Origin of the sequence: Streptomyces sp. BF23-19, from assembly GCF_041106355.1 — a bacterium.
GTDB classification, from domain to species: Bacteria; Actinomycetota; Actinomycetes; order Streptomycetales; family Streptomycetaceae; genus Streptomyces; species Streptomyces virginiae_A.
The window spans coordinates 1-22,497 of the sequence record NZ_JBGBPT010000015.1 but is presented as its reverse complement, the minus strand read 5'-3'; the positions used below and the strand labels follow the sequence as shown (position 1 = coordinate 22,497).

Below are 22,497 nucleotides of genomic sequence, written 5' to 3'. Positions count from 1 at the left end.
GCGCCCCGATCAGTGCGTGGCGGGCGGAAGTTCGGCGAGGTGGCGCAGCGGAACCGGACAGGACAGCGGCCGCCGGTCGGGCGCGGGCTCCTCCCCGGCCAGGGCCGCGACGGCCGGGCCGCACATCCGGCCCTGGCACCAGCCCATGCCGGCGCGGGTGAGGAGTTTGACCGTACGGGCGTCCCGCGCCCCGAGGTCGTCGGCCGCCTCGCGGATCCGCCCGGCCGGTACCTCCTCGCAGCGGCAGACGACGGCGTCGTCCCGGAGCCAACCGGTCCACCCCTCGCCGGGACGGTGGGCGGCGGCCATCGCGTCGGCGAAGGCCCGCAGCCGGGCGCGGCGGCGGACGAGGCGCGCCCCGGGCGGTGCGCCCGCGACGGAGTGCGCGGCCAGTTCGCCCTCGGTCATGGCCAGTTGGGCTCCGCCGATGCCACCGGTCTCGCCCGCCGACCAGATGCCGGGGACGGAGGTCCGCTGCTCGGCGTCGAGGACGAGGGCGACGGTGCCGTCGGGGGACGGGCGGGTCTCGCAACCGAGGCCGGTGGCCAGCTCCAGTTGGGGCACCAGCCCGTGGCCGACGGCGAGGGCGTCGCAGGGGATCCGCCGGGCGGTGCCGGGCAGCGGCCGCCAGTCCCGGTCGAGCCGGGCCACGGTGACGGCCTCGACCCGGTCGGTGCCGTGCGCCTCGGTGACGGCGTGCCGGGTGAGCAGCCGGACGTGGTGGCGGGCCAGCGCGCCGCCGTAGCCGGCCGCCTCGACGAGCTTGCCGGGGTTACGCAGCAGGGCGGGGACCTGGCCGGCGTACGCGGTGTAGGCGGCGGCCTCCACCACGGCGGGCACGGTGGCTCCGGCGGCGGCGAGCGACCCGGCCACGGCCAGCAGCAGCGGCCCGCTCCCGGCGACGACGACCCGCTCGCCCGGCAGCACCAGCCCACCCTTGAGCATGGCCTGCGCCCCGCCGGCCCCGACCACACCGGGCAGGGTCCAGCCAGGGAAGGGCAGTTGCCGCTCGTAGGCACCGGTGGCGATGAGCACCGCCCGGGCCGTGACGGCGGCGGCTTCCTCCTCGGGGGCGTGACCGGCGACGGCGTGCAGGATCCAGGCGCCCTCGTGCGGGAGCACCGACCAGACGTGGTGGCCCGCGAGGTGGGTGATCCGGCCGGCCGACTCGTGGGCGCGCAGGGCGGCTTCGCGGGTCGCGAACGCGGCCCAGCCGTGGTGCAGGGCCTCGGGGCGGGCCGCGCCCAGACCCGGGGCGGGGTGACGGTAGAACTGCCCGCCGGGGCGGTCGCCCGCGTCGAGGAGGGTGACCCGCAGCCCGAGGCGGGCGGCCGTGACGGCGGCGGCGAGACCGGCCGGGCCGGCCCCGACGACGGCCAGGTCGACGAGCCCGGCAGCAGCGGGGGCGGCGGGTTCAGACGGCGAGGTCGGCATGGCCGGTTCCCTCCTGGGTGGTGACGGAGTCCCCCGGCCGGGCCGGGACCAGGCAGGCGCGCTGGTTCGGGCGGCCGTTGACCGTGATGAGGCAGTCGTAGCAGCTGCCGATCCCGCAGAACGCGCCGCGCGGGGCCCCGCCCTCCCGGGTGGTCCGCCAGGCGAGGATGCCCGCGCCCCAGAGCACGGCGGCGATGCTCTGGCCGGGCAGGGCGGGCAGTTCCCGGCCGTCGAAGGTGATCTCGTGCGCGGCTGCCGGGCTGCCGCCGACCAGCGAGCGGGGGCTGCGCATCAGTGCTGCTCCTCGGGAGTGTCGGGGCCGAGCGGCGCCGCGGCGAAGCGGTCCGGGCGGAACGGGTGCGGGGAGAGCGGCGGTTCGGCCCCCGTCAGGGCGGCGGCGATCAGCGCTCCGGTGGCGGGTGCCAGGCCGATGCCCGCGCCCTCGTGTCCGCAGGCGTGCAGCAGTCCGGGGCGCCGCGGGTCCGGGCCGATCGCCGGGAGGTGGTCGGGCAGGTAGGGGCGGAAGCCGTGATAGGCGCGCATCACCCGGACGTCGGCCAACACGGGGAAGAGTGCCGCGGCCTGACCGGCCAGACGACGCAGGGCCTCCGTCGAGAGGGTGCGGTCGAAGCCGACCCGCTCCCGGGTGGCGCCGATCAGGACCGGGCCGGACGGGGTGCCCTCGACCACCGCCGAGGACTGCAGGGCCGCGGAGCCGCTGGCGACGTCCGCGATGTAGTCGGCGGCGTAGACCTTGTGCCGGACCACCCTCGGCAGGGGTTCGGTCACCAGGACGAAGCCGCGGCGCGGGAGGACGGGCAGGGTGACCCCGGCCAGGGAGGCGATGTGGCCGCCCCAGGTGCCGGCCGCGTTCACCACGGCCGGGGCCAGGAGTTCGCGGCGCGCCGTGCGCACCCCGCGTACGGCACCCCCCTCCAGCAGGATCTGTGTCACCTCCTCGCCGAGGTGCACCCGGGCGCGTGAGGCGGCCAGCAGCCGGGCCGCCGCCTGGGCGGGCTGGACCTGGGCGTCCTGCGGGTAGTGGAATCCGCCCGCCAGGCCGGGGGCCAGGTGGGGCTCCAGGTCGTGCAGGGCGTCCGCCGCCACCTCGACCGCGTCGACGCCGGCCGCGCGCTGACCCTGCGAGAAGTGCCGCAGGGCCTTCACGGTGGTCTCGTCGGGGGCGACGACGAGCCCGCCCTTGGGCTCGTACTCCATCTCCCGCGGGAGGACCGCGGCGAGTTCGGTCCACAGCTGGGTGGACAACAGGGCGAGGTCGAGTTCGGGTCCGGCCTCCTTGTCGGAGACCAGCAGGTTGCCTTCGCCGGCGCCGGTGGTACCGCCCGCCACGGGGCCCCGGTCGACCACGGCGACGGAGAGTCCGGCGCGGGCCGCGTAGTAGGCGCAGGCCGCCCCGACGACGCCGGCGCCGATGATCACGGCGTCCAGGGAGTGTCTCTTGAGCACGGCAGTAATATGTCACATTCTTTAGGGCCTGCCCAGACGCCCGGACCGGTCCCGCACCCCCCTCGGATGCGGGACCGGCCCGGTGCCGGGCCGGCGTCGGCCCGGCGGTGGCGCCGGGCCGGGTGCCGGTCAGCCGCGGAGGGGACCCTCACAGCTGTAACTGGAGGTGCCCGCGACCTTGTTGGTCCAGATCTCCACCGGACCGAAGGAGCAGTTCATGTCGGCGAGGTTGTTGGAGGCCGCGCCCGCCCGGTCGAGGATGAAGTAGTCGACCGTCTCCGACATGTCCTTGAAGACCTGGTCGTCGTTGCGCCAGTTCTTCAGGTTCGCCGTGATCCGACCGGTACAGGTGAAGCGGCGCTTGGCGGCGTCGCCGTTCTCCTTGCAGTCCGGGGTGTTCTGCGTGGCCGTGGCGAAGGAGGACTTCACCGAGGCGAGCGCGGCGTCGCGCAGCTGGTCGTTCGGGGTGAAGGAGGTGTTCGGCACGTAGAGCTGGTCGACCTTGGCGATCTGCGCGTCCAGGAAGCGGTCGTAGTCGCGCTGGAGGTAGGTGTCCGCGCCCATCCGGTGGCGCCAGGCGTCGTACGCCGCCACGTCGTTGTTCCGCAGGTGCGTGTACATCTCGCGCAGCAGCGTGGGCTTCTCGGTCCACAGGAACTCGAAGAAGGTGCCCGCGTAGCTGTAGAAGCGGAAGCCGTCGCCGTCGTAGGTGGCGTTCAGCAGCTGCTCGACGCTCATGCGCGGGCCGCCGCCGGCCGTGTCGCTGATGATGCTCTTGACCAGGGACTTGCGGACGGCGATGCCGTTGTCGCGGGTGGCGCCGTCGAAGAACTCGGCCGTGCCCTCGTCCATGGCGGTCGTCCGGTCGCTCTCGTACCACTCGCCCTCGCCGAAGAAGCCGGGCACGGCGAAGCGGCCGTTGAGGTAGTGCGTGTACTCGTGCCGGAAGAGCTCCTCGAGGGTGAGCGAGGAGTCCTGCGGGACGCGGCGCTGGTAGGTGTAGAAGGTGGCGCCGTTCTCGATGTAGATGCCGCCGTTGTTGGTGTCGTAGCCGGTCAGGATCGGGTGGTAGTTCACGTAGTCGGCGCGGGAGGCGTAGAGCACGATGTTCAGCGTGGTGTTGGGGTCGCCCGCGAGCGGCTGGTCGGTGCCGAGCACCCGGTGGTACTGGGCCTTCACCTGCTTGCTCGCGTAGTAGAGCTGGTCGACCGTGGCCCGGTCCAGGGCGGTGCGGACCTTGATGGCGCCGTTGTCGTAGGAGTAGGTGTAGGGGAAGAGCTGCTTCTCGATGTCCTCCTTGCACACCCCGTACGGCTTGCAGGCCTCGTAGACGTTGAGCCACGAGACGATCTTGGCCCACGGTTCGCTCCCGTCGCCGAAGGCCGCCCGGACCGGGCCGAGCATCGCGCCGAGGTCGGCCACGACCCGGTCCCGCAGGCCCTCGACCTGGCCGAACCGGGCGTACTCGCTCAGCGCGTCGCGCACCACCCAGGCGTTGCCGGTGCCCTTGAGGTGGGTGTAGCCGGCGAAGGCCTTGAAGGCGTCGCGGTAGGAGGGGTCCGCGGCCACGGCGGAGTGGAACGCCGCGTCCTGGTTGCCCGGGTAGACGCCCAGGTAGGAGACGGACAGCGCGGCCAGCGCGGCGCCACCCCAGCCGGCGTCGAGGTGGGTGGCCGGGTGGGCCGGGTCCATGGTGGCCAGGACCTTCTTGATGAGGCCGAGCTGGTGCTGGCGCAGGCCGGGCGCGCTGCCGGCGTAGAGGGCCTCGCGCAGGGTGCGGGCGTTGGAGGGCGTCGCGTCGAAGGTGTGGGCGGCGGCGCCGAAGTCGGCGATGGCGCGGCGCATGGCGTCGACGGTGGGGGCGTCGGTGACGTCGATCTCGGGGCGCGAGTAGTCGTGGTAGGCGACCGCGTGCAGGTACGTGAACATCTCCTCCAGGTGGGAGGAGTTACGGCCGTCGTGGGCGGCGGCCAGGCCGGATATCCGGCGGGAGACGGCCTGCACGTGCGCGTCCGACATGACCGGGGTCAGGCGGGCGTCCCAGGTCCAGATCAGGCCGCGCAGGCAGCCGTCGGCGAGCACGGCCTGGTCCGCGAGGAAGTCGGCGAACTGCTCGGGGGTGAGTCCGGTGATCCCGTCGAGGGTGCAGGGGACGCCTGCGGCGACGCTCTTCGCGGTGGGGGCCGCCTTGGCCGTCCTACCGCGCTTCTGCAGGTCGTCGGCGGGCGCGGCGGCGGTCGCGGCGCCCGGGACCTGCCCGGTGATGTTCTGCCCGCCCGGGGCCGGGGCCGGCGCCGGGGTGTTGTCCTTCGGGTCGGCCAGACGGTCGACCTCGTCGAACGGGTTCCCCGTGGGGCCGGGGGCGGGGGCGGGGGCGGCCGGGGCGGCCTGTGCGCCGGTGAAGGGTGCCGGGGCCGCGAACTCGGCGGCCTGCGTGGTGGCCTGTCCCGCGGTGGCGAGGAGGGTCACGGCTACGGCGGAGGCGAGAAGGGAAGAGCGCACAGCTCTGTGCTTGAGCACCGATGACTCCTGATTGGAGAGGGTGAGGTGGGGGGTGGTGCGTGAACTGCCCTGCGTCACACGGCGTTTGACGGGGGTTAACGTGCCGCGATGTGAGCTGTAACATAGTAATGTGAAATTGCACTGACAAGACCTGTGCGCACACCAGTTCACAACTTCTTGAGGGAGTCCTCGTGACCGAAGCCCCCGCCGACGCCTCCGCCCACGCTCCCGCCCCGCTCAACACGGGCAGTCACGACCGTCCGGTGTCACCCGAGTTGTCCCGGTTCATGGCGGGGAACTGGGCCGCGAGCCCGCTGCCCGACTCCGCCCGCGTCCCCGGTCACGACGTCACCCCGGCCCGCCGGGCGCGGCTCTCCGCCCGCTTCCCGGGCGAGCGGCTGATCGTCCCGGCCGGGGAGTTGAAGGTCCGCTCCAACGCCTGCGACCACCGCTTCCGGCCGCACAGCGCGTACGCCTGGCTGACCGGCCTCACCGGCGAGGACCAGGCGGGCCACGTCCTGGTCATGGAGCCGTCGGGTCCGCACGCCCACGAGGCCGTGCTGTACCTGCGGCCGCGCTCGCCGCGGACGGGCGGGGACGGGGAGTTCTACCGGGACCGCCGGTACGGGGAGTTCTGGGTGGGCCGCCGGCCCGACCTCGCGGAGGCCGAACGCCTCACCGGCATCCGCTGCGCGCACCTGGACCGGCTCGGTTCACCGACGGGCCGCAACGCGACCTCCGACGCCGAACTCGCCTCCGCCCTCTCGGAGTTGCGCCTGGTGAAGGACGCGTGGGAGGTGGCTCAGCTCCAGCTGGCCGTCGACCACACCACGGCGGGCTTCGAGGACGTCGTACGGGCCCTGCCGCGCGCGCTGGCGCATCCGCGCGGGGAGCGCTGGATCGAGGGGGTCTTCGGTCTGCGCGCCCGGGCGGAGGGCAACGGCACCGGCTACGAGACGATCGCGGCGTCCGGCGCCCACGCCTGCACCCTGCACTGGATCCGCAACGACGGCCGACTGAACGGCGAGGAGCTGCTGCTCCTGGACGCGGGCGTGGAGACGGACACCCTCTACACGGCGGACATCACCCGCACCCTCCCGCTGTCGGGCCGCTTCTCCCCCGTCCAGCGCCAGGTGTACGAACTGGTCCTCGCCGCCCAGGACGCGGGCATCGCGGCGCTGCGCCCGGGGGCGAGCTTCGGGGACTTCCACCGGGCCGGGATGCGGGTGATCGCGGAGGGCCTGGCGGAGTGGGGCGTCCTGAAGGACGCGGAGGGCGACCTGCACCGGCGGTACACGCTGTGCAGCAGCGGCCACATGCTGGGGCTGGACGTGCACGACTGCGCGAAGGCGCGGGCCGAGACGTACCTGGACGGCGTCCTGGAGGAGGGGCAGGTCCTGACGGTGGAGCCGGGCCTCTACCTCCAGCCCGACGACGAGACCCTCCCGGCGGAACTGCGGGGCATCGGCGTCCGCATCGAGGACGACCTGGTCATCACGGCGGACGGCGCCCGCCTGATGTCGGGCGCGCTCCCGCGCACGGTGGCCGGCATCGAGGAGTGGATGGGCCTGCTCCTGGAGACTCCCTGAACGTCCTGGCGCTGTGACCGGAAAGGTCCACCGGGTCACACCACTAGACGCTGTGCGGGGTGGTGAGCCGGGCGGTCAGCTCCTCGACGAAGGCCTCCACGTGGGGCGGGCGCGGTCCGGTGCGGGTGGCACAGAACCAGGTACGGGTCAGTGGCCGCGCGCCGATGCCGACGAGGGCGAGGCCGTGCGAGGCCGCGTAGGGGGCGGCCACCCAGTTGGGCAGCACGGTCACGCCCTGGCCGCCGGCCACCATCTCGATCACCAGGTCGGTCACCACCGGCATGGTGGTGATCCGGGCCGGCCGGGCCCCGACGGGGATCGGCAGCGGCATCGACGGGATCCGCTTCTGGTCGTAGAAGTCGTAGAGGACGAGGTCGGCTCCGTCGAAGTCACGGGCGGTCAGGTGCGCGCGCGAGGCCCACGGGTGGCCGGCGGGCACCACGGCCACCATCTCGTCCTCGAACAGTCTGGTCAGCGACACCCGGTCCATCTGCAGGTCCGGCTTGGTGACCAGCGCGACGTCGACGAGGTCGGCGAGCAGGGCCGGGATCGGCGCGTCGTCGGCAACGGTCTCGATGCGTACGTCGATGTCCGGCGCGCGCTCGCGGAACGCGCGGAGCACCGGCGGCAGCCACGGGAAGGTCGTACTGCACTGCGCGGTGAAGCGGACCCGCCGGTCGCGCCCGTCACGGATCTCGCGCAGGTCCCGGGCCGCCGAGTCCAGTTCGCCGATGACGTGGCGGGCCGCGACCAGCAGTCGGCGGCCCGCGGCGTTGGGGACCAGGCGGCGGCCCTTGCGGTCGAAGAGGGCCATGCCCAGGCGGGCCTCCAGCCGGGTGAGCCGCTGGCTGAGGGCGGGCTGGCTCACGTAGAGCCGCTCGGCGGCGGCGGTCAGCGAGCCGGCCTCGGCGGTGGCGGCCAAGAGCTCCAGGTCACGCAGATCCACATCCATAATCAAAGATTATGGCACGCTCCAATCTTCGTCGTGGTGTTATGAGTTGGGCGCTCCTAGGTTCGTGGTGTCAGCCGGTCGGGACCCCGACGGACGACACCGACGAAAGGCACAGCGCCATGAACGACACGCACACGGACATCAACGACACCGCCACCACCGCTCTGGTCACCGGCTCCTCCAGCGGCATCGGCCTGGACATCGCCCGCGCCTTCCTCGCGAGCGGCGCCAATGTCGTCCTGAACGGCCGGGACGGCGACCGCCTCGCCAAGGCCGCGGCCGACCTCGGTCACCCCGGGCGGATCGCGTGGGTCGCGGGCGCCATCGCCGAGCCGGCGACGGGCGAGGCCCTCGTCCGTACCGCCCTGGACCGATTCGGCCGCATCGACGTCCTGGTCAACAACGCGGGTACCTTCGCCCCCAAGCCCTTCACCGAGGTCACCGAGGAAGAACTCGACGGCTTCCTGACCGGCAACCTCAAGGGCACGTACCTCACCACCCAGGCCGTCGTACGGGCGCTGCGCGCGCAGGGCCGGGGCGGCAGCATCGTCAACATCGGCACCGTCCTGGTGGACCACGCGCTGGCGGGCTTCCCGTCCTCCGCGCCGGTGGTCAGCAAGGCGGGGGTGCACGCGCTGACGACCAGCCTGGCCGCCGAACTCGCCGCCGACGGCATCCGCGTGAACCTCGTGTCCCCCGGCATCATCCGCACCCCGCTGCACGCGGGATCCGATGTGGACTCCTTCGGCGGGCTCGCCCTGCTGAACCGGGTCGGCGAGGTCGCGGAGATCTCCGAGGCGGTGCTCTACCTCGCGGGCGCCACCTTCGTCACCGGCCACGCCCTGCGCGTGGACGGCGGCCACGTCACCGGTCGCGCCTGAGCCGACGCCCCTCTCCCCTGCCCACCGGAAGGACATCCGTCACCATGCCGTACGTCAACGTCAGGATCACCCGTGAAGGCGCCACCGCCGCCCAGAAGGCCGAGATCATCGCCGGTGTGACCGACCTGCTGGTCCAGGTCCTCGACAAGGACCCGGCCACCACCTTCGTCCTCATCGACGAGGTGGAGCTGGAGGACTGGGGCGTGGGCGGCGTCCGGACGGACGAGTACCGCCGTATCCGCGCACGGGACTAGGTCGTCTCTTTCGGATCTTGCCGGGGTCCGGGGCGGACACGGCGGAGTGCCCCCGCGGGACGGGCGCGCGACCACGGTCCGGCCGGCGAAGCCGTGTGCGCAGGTGCGTGGGCGGGGCTCAGCCCCACCCACGCACCCGCGGCCGTCCCGGCGCCCGGGACACCCCCTAGGGCAGGACCGCGACCCCGTCGAGTTCCACCAGGGCCTGGTCGTCCCAGAGGCGGGCCACGCCGATGACGGCCATCGCCGGGTAGTCGCGGCCCGCCGACCGCCGCCAGATGCGGCCCAGTTCGGCCACGTGGGTCCGGTACGCCGCCACGTCCACCGCGTACACCGTCACCCGGGCCAGGTCCGCCGGGGTGCCGCCCGCCGCGGCGAGGGCCGTCAGGAGGTTGGTGAGGGCGATCTCGAACTGCTCCGGCAGGCTCTCGCCCACCACCTTGCCCGCACCGTCCAGAGCGGTCTGGCCCGCCAGGAACACCAGCCGGGTGCCGGTCGCCGCGACCGCGTGCGAGAAGCCCGTCGCGGGCGACAGCTCCGCCGGGTTGATCCGCTCCAGGCTCATCGCGCCACCACCCCCGCGTACAGCTCCTTCGCGATGATCGTGCGCTGCACCTCGCTCGCCCCCTCGTAGATCCGCGGTGCCCGCACCTCCCGGTAGAGGTGTTCGAGCAGGTGGCCGCGCTGGAGGGCGACCGCGCCGTGCAGTTGGACCGCGTGGTCGACCACGTACTGGGCCGTCTCCGTGGCCAGCAGTTTCGCCATCGCCGCCCGGCGCGGGACGTCCCCCGCGCCGCGGTCGTACGCCCCGGCCGCCGCGTACACCAACAGCCGGGCCGCCTCCGTGCGGGTGGCCATCTCGGCCACCCGGTGCGCCACCGCCTGGAGGTCGCTCAGCGTCCCGCCGAAGGCGGTCCGGTCCGCCGTGTACGTGAGCGTCGCGTCCAGCGCGGCCCGGGCCATGCCCACCGCGAAGGCGCCGACGCTCGGCCGGAAGAGGTTCAGGGTGTCCATCGCGACGCGGAACCCCCGCCCGGGTTCGCCGAGCAGGTCCCGCTGGCCGACCGGCACCCCGTCGAAGGCGAGGGAGCCGATGGGGTGCGGCGAGAGCATGTCCAGGGGTGCGCCGGAGAGTCCGGGGCGGTCGGCCGGGACCAGGAAGGCCGAGACCCCCTTCGCACCCGGCCCCTCGCCCGTTCGGGCGAACACGGTGTAGAAATCCGCTTCGGGAGCGTTGGAGATCCAGCACTTCTCACCGCTGAGCCGCCAGCCACCACCGGCGGCCGGATCGACGGCAGGATCGGCGGTCGCCGCCAAGGCCAGTGCCGCCGCGTCCGAGCCCGCCCCCGGCTCGCTCAGTGCGAAGGCCGCCACCGCCTGCCCGGCGCGTACCCGCGGCAGCCAGCGCTCGCGCTGCTCCTCGCTGCCCGCCCGCAGGACCGGGTACGCCCCGAGCCCCTGCAGGGCGAGCGCCGTCTCGGCCTCCGTGCAACCGTAGGCGAGGGACTCCCGCAGCAGGCACAGTTCCAGCGCGCCCGAGGCGAACACCCGCTCCAGCAGGCCCAGCTCGCCCAGCGCCGCCAGCAGCGGCCGGTTGACCCGCCCCGGTTCCCCCTTCTCGGCCAGTGGCCGCAGCCGCTCCGCCGCCAGTGCGCGCAGCTGCCCGCACCACTCCTCCTGGTCCACCCCGAGCGCGAATCCGGTCATCCGAATATCCCCGCATCTATCGCGTCCTGTTGACTGCCGTCACCATCACGATACGCTCCTGGAAGGACCTTCCGGCTGTGGCCGGGGGAACTACCGCACGGCCGGCTCCACCCCACCCCGGACCGCTGCAAGGGGGGCGACCCGCCTTGGACCTCAAGCCTTCCGCTCACACCGACACCTTCGCCCGTGACCATCTGCCACCCGCGGGCACCTGGCCGGAGCTTGTCTTCGATCTGCCCGAACTGGCCTACCCGGACCGCCTGAACTGCGGGGCCGAGCTGCTCGACGCCACCATCGCCCGGTTCGGTCCGGCGGGCGCCGACCGCCCGGCCTTCCGCAGCTCCACGGGCGAGGTGTGGACGTACGGCGGTCTGCGCGAGCGCGTGGACCGCCTGGCCCACACCCTCACCGCCGACCTCGGCGTGGTCCCCGGCAACCGGGTGCTGCTGCGCGGGCCCACCGGCCCCTGGCTCGCGGCCTGCTGGCTCGCGGTGATGAAGGCGGGCGCGGTGGCCGTCACCGTACTGCCCCAGCAGCGCGCGCAGGAGCTGGCCACGGTGTGCGCGATGGCTCGGGTGGGGCACGCCCTGTGCCACGCGGACGTGCTGGACGACCTGGTCAAGGCGGAGGTGCCGGGGCTGCGGATCACCGTGTACGGGGGCGCCGCCCCGGACGATCTGCTCCGGCTGGCCGAGAGACACCCCGACCCGTTCCCGGCCGCCCCGACCTCGGCGGACGACGTCGCCCTGATCGCCTTCACCTCCGGGACCACCGGGCGGCCCAAGGGCTGCATGCACTTCCACCGTGACCTGCTCGCGGTCGCCGACACCTTCTCCCGCAACGTGCTGCGACCCCGCCCCGACGACGTCTTCGCGGGCAGCCCGCCGCTCGGCTTCACCTTCGGCCTCGGCGGGCTGGTCGTCTTCCCGCTGCGCGCCGGGGCCTCGGCGCTGCTGCTGGAGGAGGCGGTGCCGCGCCGGCTGCTGCCCGCGCTCGCCGAGCACCGGGTGACGGTGCTGTTCACCGCGCCCACCGCGTACCGGACGATGCTGGACTCGCTGGGCCCGTACGACGTGGGCATGTACGACCTGTCGGCGCTGCGCCGCTGCGTCTCGGCCGGGGAGAACCTGCCCGCCGCCACCTGGCAGGCCTGGTACGAGCGCACCGGCCTGCGCATCATCAACGGCATCGGGGCGACCGAGCTGCTGCACATCTTCATCTCCGCCGCCGACGAGGACATCCGGCCCGGTACGACGGGCCGGGTGGTCCCGGGCTGGGAGGCCCGGGTGGTGGACCGGGCCGGCCGGCCGGTCCCGGACGACGAGCCGGGACTGCTGGCCGTCCGCGGCCCGGTGGGCTGCCGCTACCTGGCCGATCCCCGGCAGGGCGAGTACGTACGGGACGGATGGAATCTGACCGGTGACACCTACGTCCGCGATCCGGACGGCTACTTCCGCTACGTCGCCCGGGCCGACGACATGATCGTCTCGGCGGGCTACAACATCGCGGGCCCCGAGGTGGAGGAGGCCCTGCTGCGCCACCCGGACGTGGTGGAGGCGGCGGTGGTGGGCCTCCCCGACGAGCGACGCGGGCAGATCGTGGTGGCGTACACCGTGGCACGCGACGGCGCGGTGCTGACGGAGGAGGTCCTGCGCACCTTCATGCGGGCGGAACTGGCCCCGCACAAGTGCCCGCGTTCCTTCGTCTTCCTCCCCGCCCTCCCCCGCACCGCGACGGGCAAACTGCAGCGCTTCCGGCTGCGCGATCCCGACGCCCGACCTGAACCGCCCCACAGGATCTAGAGTGAACCCGTGGTCGAGCAGCACACCCCGCGATCCCTGATCGTCACGTTCTACGGAGCCTACGGGCGGGCCTTCGAGGGCCCGGTCCCGGTGGCCGCGCTGATCCGCCTGCTGGGCGCGGCCGGCGTGGACGCCCCGTCCGTCCGCTCGTCGGTGTCCCGGCTGAAGCGGCGCGGCTTCCTGCTGCCCGAGCGCACGGCGGACGGCTCGGCGGCGTACGGGCTCTCCGAGGAGGCCCGGCAGCTGCTCGACGACGGCGATCGCCGGATCTACGGCAGCCCACAGCTGTCGGACGAGTGGCTGGTGGCGGTCTTCTCGGTCCCGGAGCAGGAGCGGAACAAGCGGCACCTGCTGCGCTCGCGGCTGGCCCGGCTCGGTTTCGGCGCGGTGGCACCGGGCGTGTGGATCGCTCCGGCCCGGTTCGCCGAGGAGACCGCGCACACCCTGGAGCGGCTGCACCTGACCCCGTACGTGGAACTGTTCCGCGGCGCCCACCTGGGATTCGCCCCGACCGCCGAGGCGGTGGCCCGCTGGTGGGACCTGGCGGCCCTGGCCAAGCAGCACGAGGAATTCCTGGACCTGCACGAACCCGTCCTGCGCGCCCTGCGGTCCGGCCCGGAGCCGACCCCGGAGGAGGCCTACCGGGGCTACCTCCTGGCGCTGGACACCTGGCGCCGGCTGCCGTACGCCGATCCGGGCCTGCCGCGGGACCTGCTCCCGGCGGACTGGCCGGGCGACCGGGCGGCGGCCGTCTTCGCCGAGCTGCACGAACGGCTGCGCGCCGGCGGGGAGGGCTTCGCGCACCCCTGACCGGCCGTGTTCGCCACCCTCGACGGCCGTCCCGCGGACCCGGGGCGGAAATCCGGGTGCGGGCGGGCCGCGCGCCGCGCCACGATGGGCCATGAACTGGACCTTCACCACGGACCTGGCGGCCTTCGTGCGCGCGGCGGGCCCGGCCCTGGCCGCGCGGCCCGTCCCCAACACCGTCCTGCTGAGCGTGACCGACGCGCTGGCGCGGCGCGGCACCGGCACCTACGGCGGCGACACCCCCTTCTTCGGCTGGTGGACCGGGGCCGACGGAGCCGTCACCGGTGGCCTGCTGTGCACCCCGCCGTTCCCGCTGCACCTCGGCGTGCTGCCCGAGGAGGCGGTCCGCGCGCTGGGGGCCGAGCTCGCCACCGAACCGCTGCTCGCCGGGGTCCGCACGCTCAACGCCCGCCGCGCGGACGCCCGGGTGCTGGCCGAGGCCTGGGGGCGGCCCACCCGGACCTCCGAGGAGCAGCGCCTGTACCGGCTGGCCGCCCTGGCCGCCCCGGACCCCGCCCCGGCCGGGCGGGCCCGACCCGCCACCGAGGCCGACCTCCCGCTGCTGCTGGAGTGGGTCACGGCCTTCAAGGCCGAAGCGGGTGTGCCGGGCAGCGCCTCCGAGCCCGTGCTGCGCGACCGGATCTCCTACGGCGGGGCCCTGCTGTGGGAGCGGGCCGGGGCCCCCGTCTCGCTGGCCGGTTTCTCCCGCGCGATCGGCTCGGCCTCCCGCATCGGCCCGGTCTACACACCACCGGAGCACCGCGGCCGCGGCTACGCCGCCGGGGTCACGCACGCGGCGAGCGAAGCGGCGTACGCGACCGGCGCCGCCGAGGTCCTCCTCTTCACGGACCTGGCCAACCCCACCAGCAACGGCGTGTACCTGCGTCTGGGCTACACCCCGGTCGAGGACCGCACCGAGATCGTCGCGGCCTGACGGCCCCCGCGCGCCTGGCGTCTCGTCTGCCGGACCCGGCGATCCACCGGGTCCGGCAGGACCGCCGAGACGGCCTAGCCGCGGCCCGTCGGCGGGGTGCGGCTGCCCGCGCGGTACGGGGCCGGCCAGGGCGCACCCGGGCCTTCGTAGGACTGCTCGGCTGCCGCGTGCAGGGTCCAGTGGGGGTCGTAGAGGTGGGGGCGACCGAGGGCGCAGAGGTCGGCGCGGCCGGCCAGCAGCAGGGAGTTCACGTCGTCCCAGGAGGAGATGGCGCCGACCGCGATGACGGGGACGCCGAGCGCGCCCCGGATCCGGTCGGCGTACGGGGTCTGGTACGAGCGCCCGTACTCGGGGGCCTCGTCCGCGACCACCTGGCCGGTCGAGACGTCGATGGCGTCCGCGCCCCGGGCCGCGAAGGCGGCCGCGCTCCGCACCGACTCCTCGGGCGAGGTGCCGCCGGGCGCCCAGTCGGTGGCCGAGAGGCGGACCGTCATCGGGCGGTCCTCGGGCCAGACCGCGCGGACCGCGTCGAAAACCTCCAGCGGGAACCGGAGCCGGTTCTCCAGGGAGCCGCCGTACTCGTCGTCACGGTGGTTGGTCAGCGGGGACAGGAACCCGGAGAGCAGATAGCCGTGGGCGCAGTGCAGTTCGAGCAGGTCGAACCCCGCGTCGGCGGCGCGGACGGCGGCGGCCGCGAACTCGGAGCGCAGCGCGACCATGTCGTCCTGCCCGAGGGCGCGCGGGAGCGCCGAGGCGCCGGGCCGGTAGGGCAGCGCGGAGGCGGCCACCAGTGGCCAGTTGCCCTCGGGCAGGGGGTCGTCCATGCCCTCCCACATCACCCGGGTCGAGCCCTTGCGGCCCGCGTGGCCGAGCTGGACGCCGAGGGCGGTGCCGGGCGCCGAGGTGTGGACGAAGTCGGCGATCCGCTTCCAGGCGGCCGCCTGTTCCTCGGTGTAGAGGCCGGTGCAGCCGGGGGTGATCCGGCCCTCGGCGGACACACAGACCATCTCCGTCATCACCAGGCCGGGGCCGCCGAGGGCCCGCGCCCCCAGGTGCACGAGGTGGAAGTCGCCGGGCACGCCCTCCCGCGCCGAGTACATGTCCATGGGGGAGACGACGACCCGGTTGCGCAGGGTCAGGCCCCGCAGGGTGAAGGGCGTGAACATCGCGGGGGTGCCGTTCGGGCAGCCGAAGTCCTTCTCCACCGCCCGCGTGAAGCGCGCGTCGCGCAGCCGGAGGTTGTCGTGGGTGACCCGGCGGCTGCGGGTGAGGAGGTTGAAGGCGAACTGCCGGGCGGGCTGGTCGACGTATCCGGCGATCTCCTCGAACCACTGCCGGCTGGCGGCCGCAGCCCGCTGGGTGCTGGCGACCGCCGGGCGGCGTGCCGCTTCGTACGCGGCGAGGGCGGCCGGGACGTCGTCCGGTGCGGCGCCCACCGCTTCGGCGAGCGCGAGCGCGTCCTCGACGGCCAGTTTGGTGCCGGACCCGATGGAGAAGTGGGCGGTGTGCGCCGCGTCGCCGAGCAGGACGACGTTGTCGTGCGACCAGCCCTCGTTGACGACGGTACGGAACCGCGTCCAGGTGGAGCGGTTGCCGTGCAGCGGGCGCCCGCGCAGGGCCTCGCTGAAGATCTTGGCGCAGCGGGCCGCCGACTCGTCCTCGTCGCACAGGTCGAAGCCGGCCGCCCGCCACACCTCGTCGCGCATCTCCACGATCACCGTGGAGGCGTCGGCCGCGTAGGGGTAGGCGTGCAGCTGCATGACCCCGTGCTCGGTCTCCGCGATCTCGAAGCGGAAGGCGTCGAAGGCGAAGTCGGCGGCGAGCCAGATGTAGCGGCAGCGTCCGGCGGTCAGCGTCGGCCCGTAGTGTGCGGCGCCGGCCTCCCGGATCGCGCTGTGCACCCCGTCGGCCGCGACCACCAGGTCGTACGAGGCGGCGAGTTCGGCCACGGCCGGGGCCTCGGAGCGGAAGCGGAGGCGGACGCCGAGGCCGACGCAGCGCTGGTGCAGGATCTCCAACAGCCGGCGCCGCCCGATGGCCGCGAAGCCGTGGCCGCCGGAGGTCAGCAGCCGGCCTCGGTGCACGATGTCCACGTCGTCCCAGCGCACGAACTCCGCGCTCAGGGCCGTGTGGACGACGGTGTCGGCCCGCTCGATGCCGCCGAGGGTCTCGTCGGAGAGCACTACGCCGAAGCCGAAGGTGTCGTCCGGGGCATTGCGCTCCCAGACCTCCACCGTGTGGCCCTGGCGGGCCAGCAGCGCGGCGGCGTAGAGGCCTCCCGGTCCCCCGCCGACGACGGCGACCCGCATGGCACCAGGAGTCATGTGGCTACCTGCCCTTCCACTCCGGCGGCCGCTTCCCGGTGAAGGCGGCGTGGAACTCCGCGTAGTCCTGGCCGTGCATCAGCAGGGCCTGGGTGTTGGCGTCCAGTTCCACGGACGCCGCCAGGGGCATGTCGAGCTCGGCGGTGAGCAGCGCCTTGGTCTGCGCGTGGGCGAGGGCGGGGCCCGCGGCCAGGCGTGCGGCGAGTTCGGCGGCCCGTACGTGGGCCTTGCCCTCCTCGGTGAGCTCGCTGAGCAGGCCGATCCGCTCGGCCTCGGCCGCGTGTACGGGCTCTCCGAGCATCAGTAGGCGGGTGGCGTGGCCGAGGCCGACGACCCGGGGCAGCAGGTAGGCCGCGCCCATGTCGCCACCGGAGAGGCCGACGCGGGTGAAGAGGAAGGCGAAGCGGGCGGTGGGGTCGGCGATCCGGAAGTCGGCGGCGAGGGCGAGGACGGCTCCGGCTCCGGCGGCCACCCCGTGCACGGCGGCGATCACCGGGAAGGGGCATTCGCGGAGGGCGCGGACCACCTGGCCGGTCATCCGGTTGAAGTCGAGGAGCTGGGCGGTGTCCATGGCGAGGGTGGCGCCGATGATCTCGTCCACGTCCCCGCCGGAGCAGAAGCCGCGGCCCTCGCCGCCGAGCACGAGGGCGCGTACGGAGCGCTCACGGGACAGTTCGCCGAGCAGATCGCGCAGGTCGGCGTAGGCGCCGAAGGTGAGCGCGTTCAGCTTTTCGGGGCGGTCGAAGGTGACGGTGGCGACGCCGTCCTGCCGGGTGACCCGGAGGTGGTGCCACCGTTCGGTCGCTGGTGTGGAACCGATGAAGGGGCTCACCTCACCGACGGTATCACCAGATCGTGACTGCCGTCACAGAAGCGCGACATCTTCGCCATCGCAGGAGGATCCAGGGGGCGCCTGCGGAATGAGAATTCGACTTCGTATCGTTGAAAGTGGGATGTCTACCTTCCCTACCCGGATCCGAGCCCGAAGCCGACCCCCCGACCCCGGAACGGATGGCCCTTCCTTGCCCGACGCCTCCGCCTGGCGGATCGCCCTGCCCCACACGGCGGCGGCCGTACCCCTCGCCCGCGCCCTCGTCCGCACCGCGCTGGCCGACACCGACGCGCCCGCGGACCGGGACACCGCGGAGCTCCTGACGGCGGAGCTGGTCGCCAACGCCGTGGAGCACACCAGCTCCGGCGCCGCGATCGAGTTGGTCGTGCAACTGCTGGCGAACGGCTGCCAGGTCGAGGTCCACGACGGCGACCCCTGCCCGCCCGGGAACCTGTCGGCCCGTCCGGACGCCGACCGGCCCGACCCCTGGCAGGAGCACGGCCGCGGCCTGCTGCTGATCCGGAGCCTGAGCTCCGACTGCGGCCACCGGTCCACCCCGCACGGCAAGGCCGTGTGGTTCACCCTGCCCGCGCAGCGGACCGGCCCCACCGGCGCATGACTATGCGTCACCTCGGCCGGACCGCCGGCCGAGAGTGGCGACGAGCACTGCCTTGATGGTGTGGAGCCGGTTCTCGGCCTCGTCGAAGACGATGGAGTGCTCCGACTCGAACACCTCGTCCGTCACCTCCAGGGAGTCGAGCCCGTGCCGCTCGTGGATCTCCCGGGCCACCTTGGTGCCGAGGTCATGGAAGGCCGGCAGGCAGTGCATGAACTTCACGTCCGGGTTGCCGGTGGCGCGCAGCACGTCCATGGTCACCGCGTACGGGGACAGGGCCGCGATCCGCTCGTCCCAGACCTCCTTGGGCTCCCCCATGGACACCCAGATGTCGGTCACGACGAAGTCCGCGCCGGCGACCCCCTCGGTGACCTCCTCGGTCAGGGTGAGCCGGGCGCCGCTCTTCGCCGCGAGCTCCCGCGCCGCGGCCACCACCGGCTCGGCGGGCCAGTAGGCCCGGGGCGCGACGATCCGTACGTCCATGCCCAGCAGCGCGCCGGTCACGAGGTAGGAGTTGCCCATGTTGAAGCGGGCGTCGCCGAGGTAGGCGAAGGCGATCCGGTCCAGCGGCTTGGTGGTGTGCTCGGTCATGGTGAGCAGGTCGGCCAGCATCTGGGTCGGGTGCCAGTCGTCGGTGAGGCCGTTGAAGACGGGGACGCCGGAGTGGGCGGCGAGTTCCTCGACGGCCTGCTGGCTGTCGCCCCGGTACTCGATCCCGTCGAACATCCGGCCGAGCACCCGGGCGGTGTCCTTGACCGACTCCTTGTGTCCCATCTGGGAGCCGGCCGGATCCAGGTAGGTGGTGTGCGCGCCCTGGTCCGCGGCGGCGACCTCGAAGGCGCAGCGGGTCCGCGTCGAGGTCTTCTCGAAGATCAGCGCGATGTTCCTGCCCCGGAGGAGGCGCTGCTCGACCCCGGCCTTCTTGGCCGCCTTCAGGTCGGCGGCGAGCTCGATCAGACCGCGGAACTCGGCGGCCGTGAAGTCCAGCTCCTTGAGAAAACTACGGCCGGCGAGGTCGGTGGCCATGGGGTCGCTCCAGCGTCACGGTGACAGGGGATGCTGGAAGTCTATACGATCCTCTGTATTGATATACAGACCGGGCCCGGGGTCTTCCCCCGGACCCGGGACTCCTCCCCCAGGTCCGGCCGCCTCAGACCGCGTCCCGCTCGACCGGGCAGCTCATGCAGCGCGGCCCGCCCCGGCCCCGCCCCAGCTCGCTGCCCGGGATCTCGATCACCTCGATGCCCATCTTGCGCAGGTGCGTGTTGGTCGTCACGTTCCGCTCGTAGGCGACCACCACCCCCGGCTCCACGGCCAGCACGTTGCACCCGTCGTCCCACTGCTCGCGCTCGGCCGAGTGCACGTCCTGCGTCGCGGTCAGCACCCGGATCGAGTCCAGACCGAGCGCCGCCGCGATGGCCCGGTGCATGTGGTCCTCCGGGTGGTCGGTCACCTTCAGCTCGTGCGGACCGCCGCCCGGCTCGATCGTGTAGGAGGGGAGCATGCCGAGTCCGGCGTACTGAGTGAACGTATCTCCGTCGACCATCGTCATCACCGTGTCCAGGTGCATGAAGGCCCGGGACTTCGGCATGTCGAGGGCCACGATGGTCTTCGCCGAACCGGCCGCGAACAGACCGCGCGCCAGCATCTCCACCGCCTGCGGGGTGGTCCGCTCGCTCATCCCGATCAGCACCGCCCCGTTGCCGATGACCAGGACGTCCCCGCCCTCGATGGTCGACGGGTAGTCCTGCTGCCCCTGCGACCAGTAGTGGAAGGCACCGGAGGTGGTGAAGAGCGGGTGATGCTTGTAGATCGCCTCGAAGTGGACCGTCTCGCGCTGCCGGGCGGGCCAGCGCATCGCGTTGATCGACACCCCGTCGTAGATCCAGGCGGAGGTGTCCCGGGTGAAGAGGTGGTTGGGCAGCGGGCCCAGCAGGAAACCGTCCAGATCCAGCGCGTGGAAGCGCACCGACACCGGCTCGGCGTGCCGCTCCAGGAACTCCCGCTTGGTCATCCCGCCGACCAGCGCCTCCGCGAGGTCCGCCGAGGGCAGCCCGTCGAAGACCGAGCGCAGATGGTCGGTGGCGAGCGGCCCGTACTCCTTCTCGTCGAAGACCCGGTCCAGTACGAGGTGTCTCGCCTCCGGGATCTCGAGGGCCTCGCACAGGAGGTCACCGAAGAGGTGGACCTCCACGCCCCGGTCCCGCAGCACGTCCGCGAAGCCGTCGTGCTCCTGGCGGGCCCGGCGCACCCACAGCACGTCGTCGAAGAGGAGCGCGTCCTTGTTGCTCGGTGTGAGCCGCTTCAGCTCCAGGTCGGGCCGGTGGAGGATGACGCGGCGGAGCCGCCCGGTCTCGGAGTCGACATGGAATCCCATGCCGTACACATTCCCAGACCGAACGGCTTTTTGACCTGGCGTCCGCTCAGCGAGGGGAGGCGAGGCCGAGAAGCGCCGAGGGAGCGCCGGTCAGCTCCGGGGTGGTCAGGCCCAGTTCGGGCGTGGTCAGGTTCGGCACCCCGGAGTTGGAGGCGTCCGGCATCGTCAGCAGACCGCCGGCGACCAGACCGGGGGTCCGGGCGAGCAGGTCGGCGGCCGGCGCCTCGACGGAACCCTCGCCGTCCGTCTCCGGCTTGCCCAGCAGGTTCGGCACCGGCGAGGTGACGAGGGTGCTGCCGAGCTCGGTATCGATCGGGACCGACGGGAGCAGTGGGGTCGGGAGCATGTTCCCCTTGTGGAAGCGTGGCGACTCGGGCGCTCCCACGGCCGGCACCGGCACTCCGGTGTCCACGCGCGGGACGTCCACGCCCAGCGTGGTCTTCACGGCGTCCAGCGGGACACCGACCGGCACCGACTGGGCCATGGCCGGGGTGGCCGCACCGGCCGCGGCCATACAGGTCATGAGTGCCGCAATGCTTCCGCGCGCGGTCATCTTCATAGGTGACGTTCCGTCCTTCCAGGGTCGCGGACATTCCGCTGCCCTGGTTGAACGATCCCGCTGGTGGTTTTCCCGGAGTTCTCCGCGAAAGTTCCCCCATACGACCTAATTCGAGGCCGTACGGAGGCCACCCCTTTACGGGCCGTGCTGACGCGGCCCGCTCCCGCGGCGGTGCCGGCTCACAGCCGCGGGTCGACCGGCTCCGACTCCAGCGCGAGCACCGCGAAGACCGCCTCGTGGACCCGCCACAGCGGCTCGTCGGCCGCCAGTCGGTCCAGCGCCTCCAGCCCGAGCGCGTACTCGCGCAGGGCGAGCGAGCGCTTGTGCCCGAGGAACCGCTCGCGCAGCCGCTCCAGCTGCTGCGGACGGGTGTACTCCGGGCCGTAGATGATCCGCAGGTACTCGCGTCCGCGGACCTTGACCCCGGGCTGGACCAGTCGGCCCTTGCCGTCCCTGGCGTACGCCTGGAGCGGCTTGACGACCATGCCCTCGCCGCCGGCCGCCGTCAGTTCCGACCACCAGTCAGTACCGGCCCGTACGGAGTCCTCGTCCGCGGTGTCCACCAGGATCCGGCCGGTGCGGCGGAGCAGTCCGGTACCCGCCGCCTCATCGGCGGCGACCAGCCGGTCCAGCCAGAACAGCTGCTCGTCGTGGGGCACCGCGGCCAGCGACCGCCCGGCCACCGCCAGCAGTTGGAACGGCGCGAACCGTACGCCCTCCAGCCCGTCGGTGGTCCAGCAGTAGCGCCGGTAGGAGTCGGTGAAGGCGGCCGCGTCGGCGGCCCGGCCGCGCTGGCGCTCCAGCAGTTCGCCGGTGTCGACGCCCCGGGCGGTGGCCGCCTCCAGGGCGGCGACGGCGCTCGGGAAGACGGCGCCGGAGGCCGCGCCCACGGCGGCGTACTGGTTGCGCAGCAGGCCGGCGGACTTCAGGGACCAGGGCAGGAGTTCCCCGTCGAGCAGCAGCCAGTCGGTGTCGAGCTCCTCCCAGAGGCCGGCGTCGGTGACCGCCGAGCGCAGCCGGGTGAGGACCTCCTCGGTGACCTCCGGGTCCTTGAAGAAGGGCCGCCCGGTGCGGGTGTAGACGGAGCCCGTCGGGCCGTCGACCCCGAAGCGGGTCCGAGCCGCGTCGGCGTCCTTGCAGACGAGGACCGTGGCGCGGGAGCCCATGTGCTTCTCCTCGCACACCACCTGGGCGATGCCGTCCCCCCGGTACTGGGCGAAGGCCTCGGCCGGGTGCTCCAGGTAGCCGTCCTCGCGGGAGGTGGCCGTGGGCGCCATGGTCGGCGGCAGGTACGGCACAAGACGGGGGTCGACGGCGAAGCGGCTCATGACCTCCAGGGCCGCCGCCGCGTTCTCCTCGCGCACGTTGACGTTGCCCAGGTGCCGGGTCTCCACGACCCGGCGGCCGTGCACGTCGGCCAGGTCGAGCGGGCGGCCACCCCCGGACTCCGTCCGCGGGCC

Annotated in this window: 19 protein-coding genes and 1 pseudogene; 7 read left to right on the top strand and 13 right to left on the bottom strand. The window is 73.4% G+C overall.

The genetic code is table 11. The features are described 5' to 3' along the window. Window positions 1-9: 9 nt before the first annotated feature. From AB8A24_RS11385 to AB8A24_RS11370, 4 genes are all read right to left on the bottom strand, one after another. Window positions 10-1,434: an NAD(P)/FAD-dependent oxidoreductase gene (locus tag AB8A24_RS11385; protein WP_369475453.1), complete on the bottom strand. Its 1,425-nt coding sequence runs from the start codon at window positions 1,432-1,434 to the stop codon at window positions 10-12. Then, a complete protein-coding gene (locus tag AB8A24_RS11380; RefSeq protein ID WP_328961201.1) occupies window positions 1,415-1,726 on the bottom strand; it encodes a (2Fe-2S)-binding protein in 312 nt (103 codons plus the stop codon). The genes AB8A24_RS11385 and AB8A24_RS11380 overlap by 20 nt, the downstream gene beginning before the upstream one ends. Then, complete coding sequence (locus AB8A24_RS11375) at window positions 1,726-2,901, bottom strand: NAD(P)/FAD-dependent oxidoreductase (RefSeq protein ID WP_369475452.1); 1,176 nt, start codon at window positions 2,899-2,901, stop codon at window positions 1,726-1,728. Before AB8A24_RS11375 ends, AB8A24_RS11380 begins: the two co-directional genes overlap by 1 nt. A 129-nt stretch (window positions 2,902-3,030) precedes the next feature. Then, complete coding sequence (locus AB8A24_RS11370; protein ID WP_369475451.1) at window positions 3,031-5,421, bottom strand: collagenase; 2,391 nt, start codon at window positions 5,419-5,421, stop codon at window positions 3,031-3,033. Window positions 5,422-5,594: 173 nt separating this feature from the next. Between AB8A24_RS11370 and AB8A24_RS11365 the strand changes: the two genes are divergently transcribed. After that, a complete protein-coding gene (locus AB8A24_RS11365) occupies window positions 5,595-6,992 on the top strand; it encodes an aminopeptidase P family protein (protein WP_369475450.1) in 1,398 nt (465 codons plus the stop codon). A gap of 43 nt (window positions 6,993-7,035) precedes the next feature. Here the strand turns inward: AB8A24_RS11365 and AB8A24_RS11360 are convergent, their stop codons facing one another. Further along, complete coding sequence (locus tag AB8A24_RS11360) at window positions 7,036-7,944, bottom strand: LysR family transcriptional regulator (RefSeq protein ID WP_328961205.1); 909 nt, start codon at window positions 7,942-7,944, stop codon at window positions 7,036-7,038. A gap of 119 nt (window positions 7,945-8,063) precedes the next feature. On the opposite strand from AB8A24_RS11360, the gene AB8A24_RS11355 reads away from it, so the two are divergent. Then, window positions 8,064-8,825 carry an SDR family oxidoreductase gene (locus AB8A24_RS11355; protein WP_328961206.1) on the top strand — a complete coding sequence of 254 codons (762 nt, stop codon included), beginning with the start codon at window positions 8,064-8,066 and terminating at the stop codon, window positions 8,823-8,825. A 44-nt stretch (window positions 8,826-8,869) separates the two neighbouring features. Continuing rightward, a complete protein-coding gene (locus tag AB8A24_RS11350; protein WP_328961207.1) occupies window positions 8,870-9,079 on the top strand; it encodes a 4-oxalocrotonate tautomerase family protein in 210 nt (69 codons plus the stop codon). 166 nt (window positions 9,080-9,245) lie between these two features. On the opposite strand, the gene AB8A24_RS11345 is transcribed toward AB8A24_RS11350, so the two are convergent. Then, entirely contained in the window at window positions 9,246-9,644 is a 399-nt protein-coding gene (locus tag AB8A24_RS11345; RefSeq protein ID WP_328961208.1) for a RidA family protein, read from the bottom strand. Further along, window positions 9,641-10,786, bottom strand: coding sequence for an acyl-CoA dehydrogenase family protein (locus AB8A24_RS11340; protein ID WP_328961209.1), 1,146 nt, complete (start codon window positions 10,784-10,786; stop codon window positions 9,641-9,643). Before AB8A24_RS11340 ends, AB8A24_RS11345 begins: the two co-directional genes overlap by 4 nt. 146 nt (window positions 10,787-10,932) lie before the next feature. Here AB8A24_RS11340 and AB8A24_RS11335 point away from each other — a divergent pair, with 146 nt between their 5' ends. The 3 genes from AB8A24_RS11335 (at window position 10,933) to AB8A24_RS11325 (ending at window position 14,329) form a co-directional block, all read left to right on the top strand. Further along, on the top strand, window positions 10,933-12,588 hold the full coding sequence (locus AB8A24_RS11335) for an AMP-binding protein (RefSeq protein ID WP_328961210.1): 1,656 nt from the start codon (window positions 10,933-10,935) through the stop codon (window positions 12,586-12,588). A gap of 9 nt (window positions 12,589-12,597) precedes the next feature. Continuing rightward, complete coding sequence (locus AB8A24_RS11330; RefSeq protein WP_328961211.1) at window positions 12,598-13,398, top strand: PaaX family transcriptional regulator C-terminal domain-containing protein; 801 nt, start codon at window positions 12,598-12,600, stop codon at window positions 13,396-13,398. A gap of 91 nt (window positions 13,399-13,489) precedes the next feature. Next, window positions 13,490-14,329, top strand: a complete 840-nt coding sequence (locus AB8A24_RS11325) for a GNAT family N-acetyltransferase (protein ID WP_328961212.1) — start codon at window positions 13,490-13,492, stop codon at window positions 14,327-14,329. A 74-nt stretch (window positions 14,330-14,403) separates the two neighbouring features. On the opposite strand, the gene AB8A24_RS11320 is transcribed toward AB8A24_RS11325, so the two are convergent. Together AB8A24_RS11320 and AB8A24_RS11315 are read right to left on the bottom strand one after the other, a co-directional pair. Beyond that, window positions 14,404-16,653, bottom strand: coding sequence for a bifunctional salicylyl-CoA 5-hydroxylase/oxidoreductase (locus AB8A24_RS11320; RefSeq protein WP_369475449.1), 2,250 nt, complete (start codon window positions 16,651-16,653; stop codon window positions 14,404-14,406). 4 nt (window positions 16,654-16,657) lie between these two features. Beyond that, window positions 16,658-17,485 carry an enoyl-CoA hydratase family protein gene (locus AB8A24_RS11315; RefSeq protein WP_030712961.1) on the bottom strand — a complete coding sequence of 276 codons (828 nt, stop codon included), beginning with the start codon at window positions 17,483-17,485 and terminating at the stop codon, window positions 16,658-16,660. 190 nt (window positions 17,486-17,675) lie between these two features. Between AB8A24_RS11315 and AB8A24_RS11310 the strand changes: the two genes are divergently transcribed. Then, entirely contained in the window at window positions 17,676-18,104 is a 429-nt protein-coding gene (locus AB8A24_RS11310) for an ATP-binding protein (protein ID WP_369475448.1), read from the top strand. Here AB8A24_RS11310 and argF read toward each other — a convergent pair whose 3' ends face one another. The 4 genes and pseudogenes from argF to AB8A24_RS11290 all read right to left on the bottom strand — a co-directional run. Beyond that, window positions 18,105-19,127 carry an ornithine carbamoyltransferase gene (gene argF, locus AB8A24_RS11305; RefSeq protein ID WP_328961214.1) on the bottom strand — a complete coding sequence of 341 codons (1,023 nt, stop codon included), beginning with the start codon at window positions 19,125-19,127 and terminating at the stop codon, window positions 18,105-18,107. 124 nt (window positions 19,128-19,251) lie between these two features. After that, window positions 19,252-20,478 (bottom strand): arginine deiminase, encoded by a 1,227-nt coding sequence (locus AB8A24_RS11300; protein ID WP_328961215.1) that lies wholly within the window; start codon window positions 20,476-20,478, stop codon window positions 19,252-19,254. Window positions 20,479-20,524: 46 nt separating this feature from the next. Then, a complete protein-coding gene (locus AB8A24_RS11295; RefSeq protein WP_328961216.1) occupies window positions 20,525-21,031 on the bottom strand; it encodes a hypothetical protein in 507 nt (168 codons plus the stop codon). Window positions 21,032-21,216: 185 nt separating this feature from the next. Continuing rightward, a pseudogene (locus AB8A24_RS11290) lies at window positions 21,217-22,497 on the bottom strand (polynucleotide kinase-phosphatase); the annotation flags it as partial.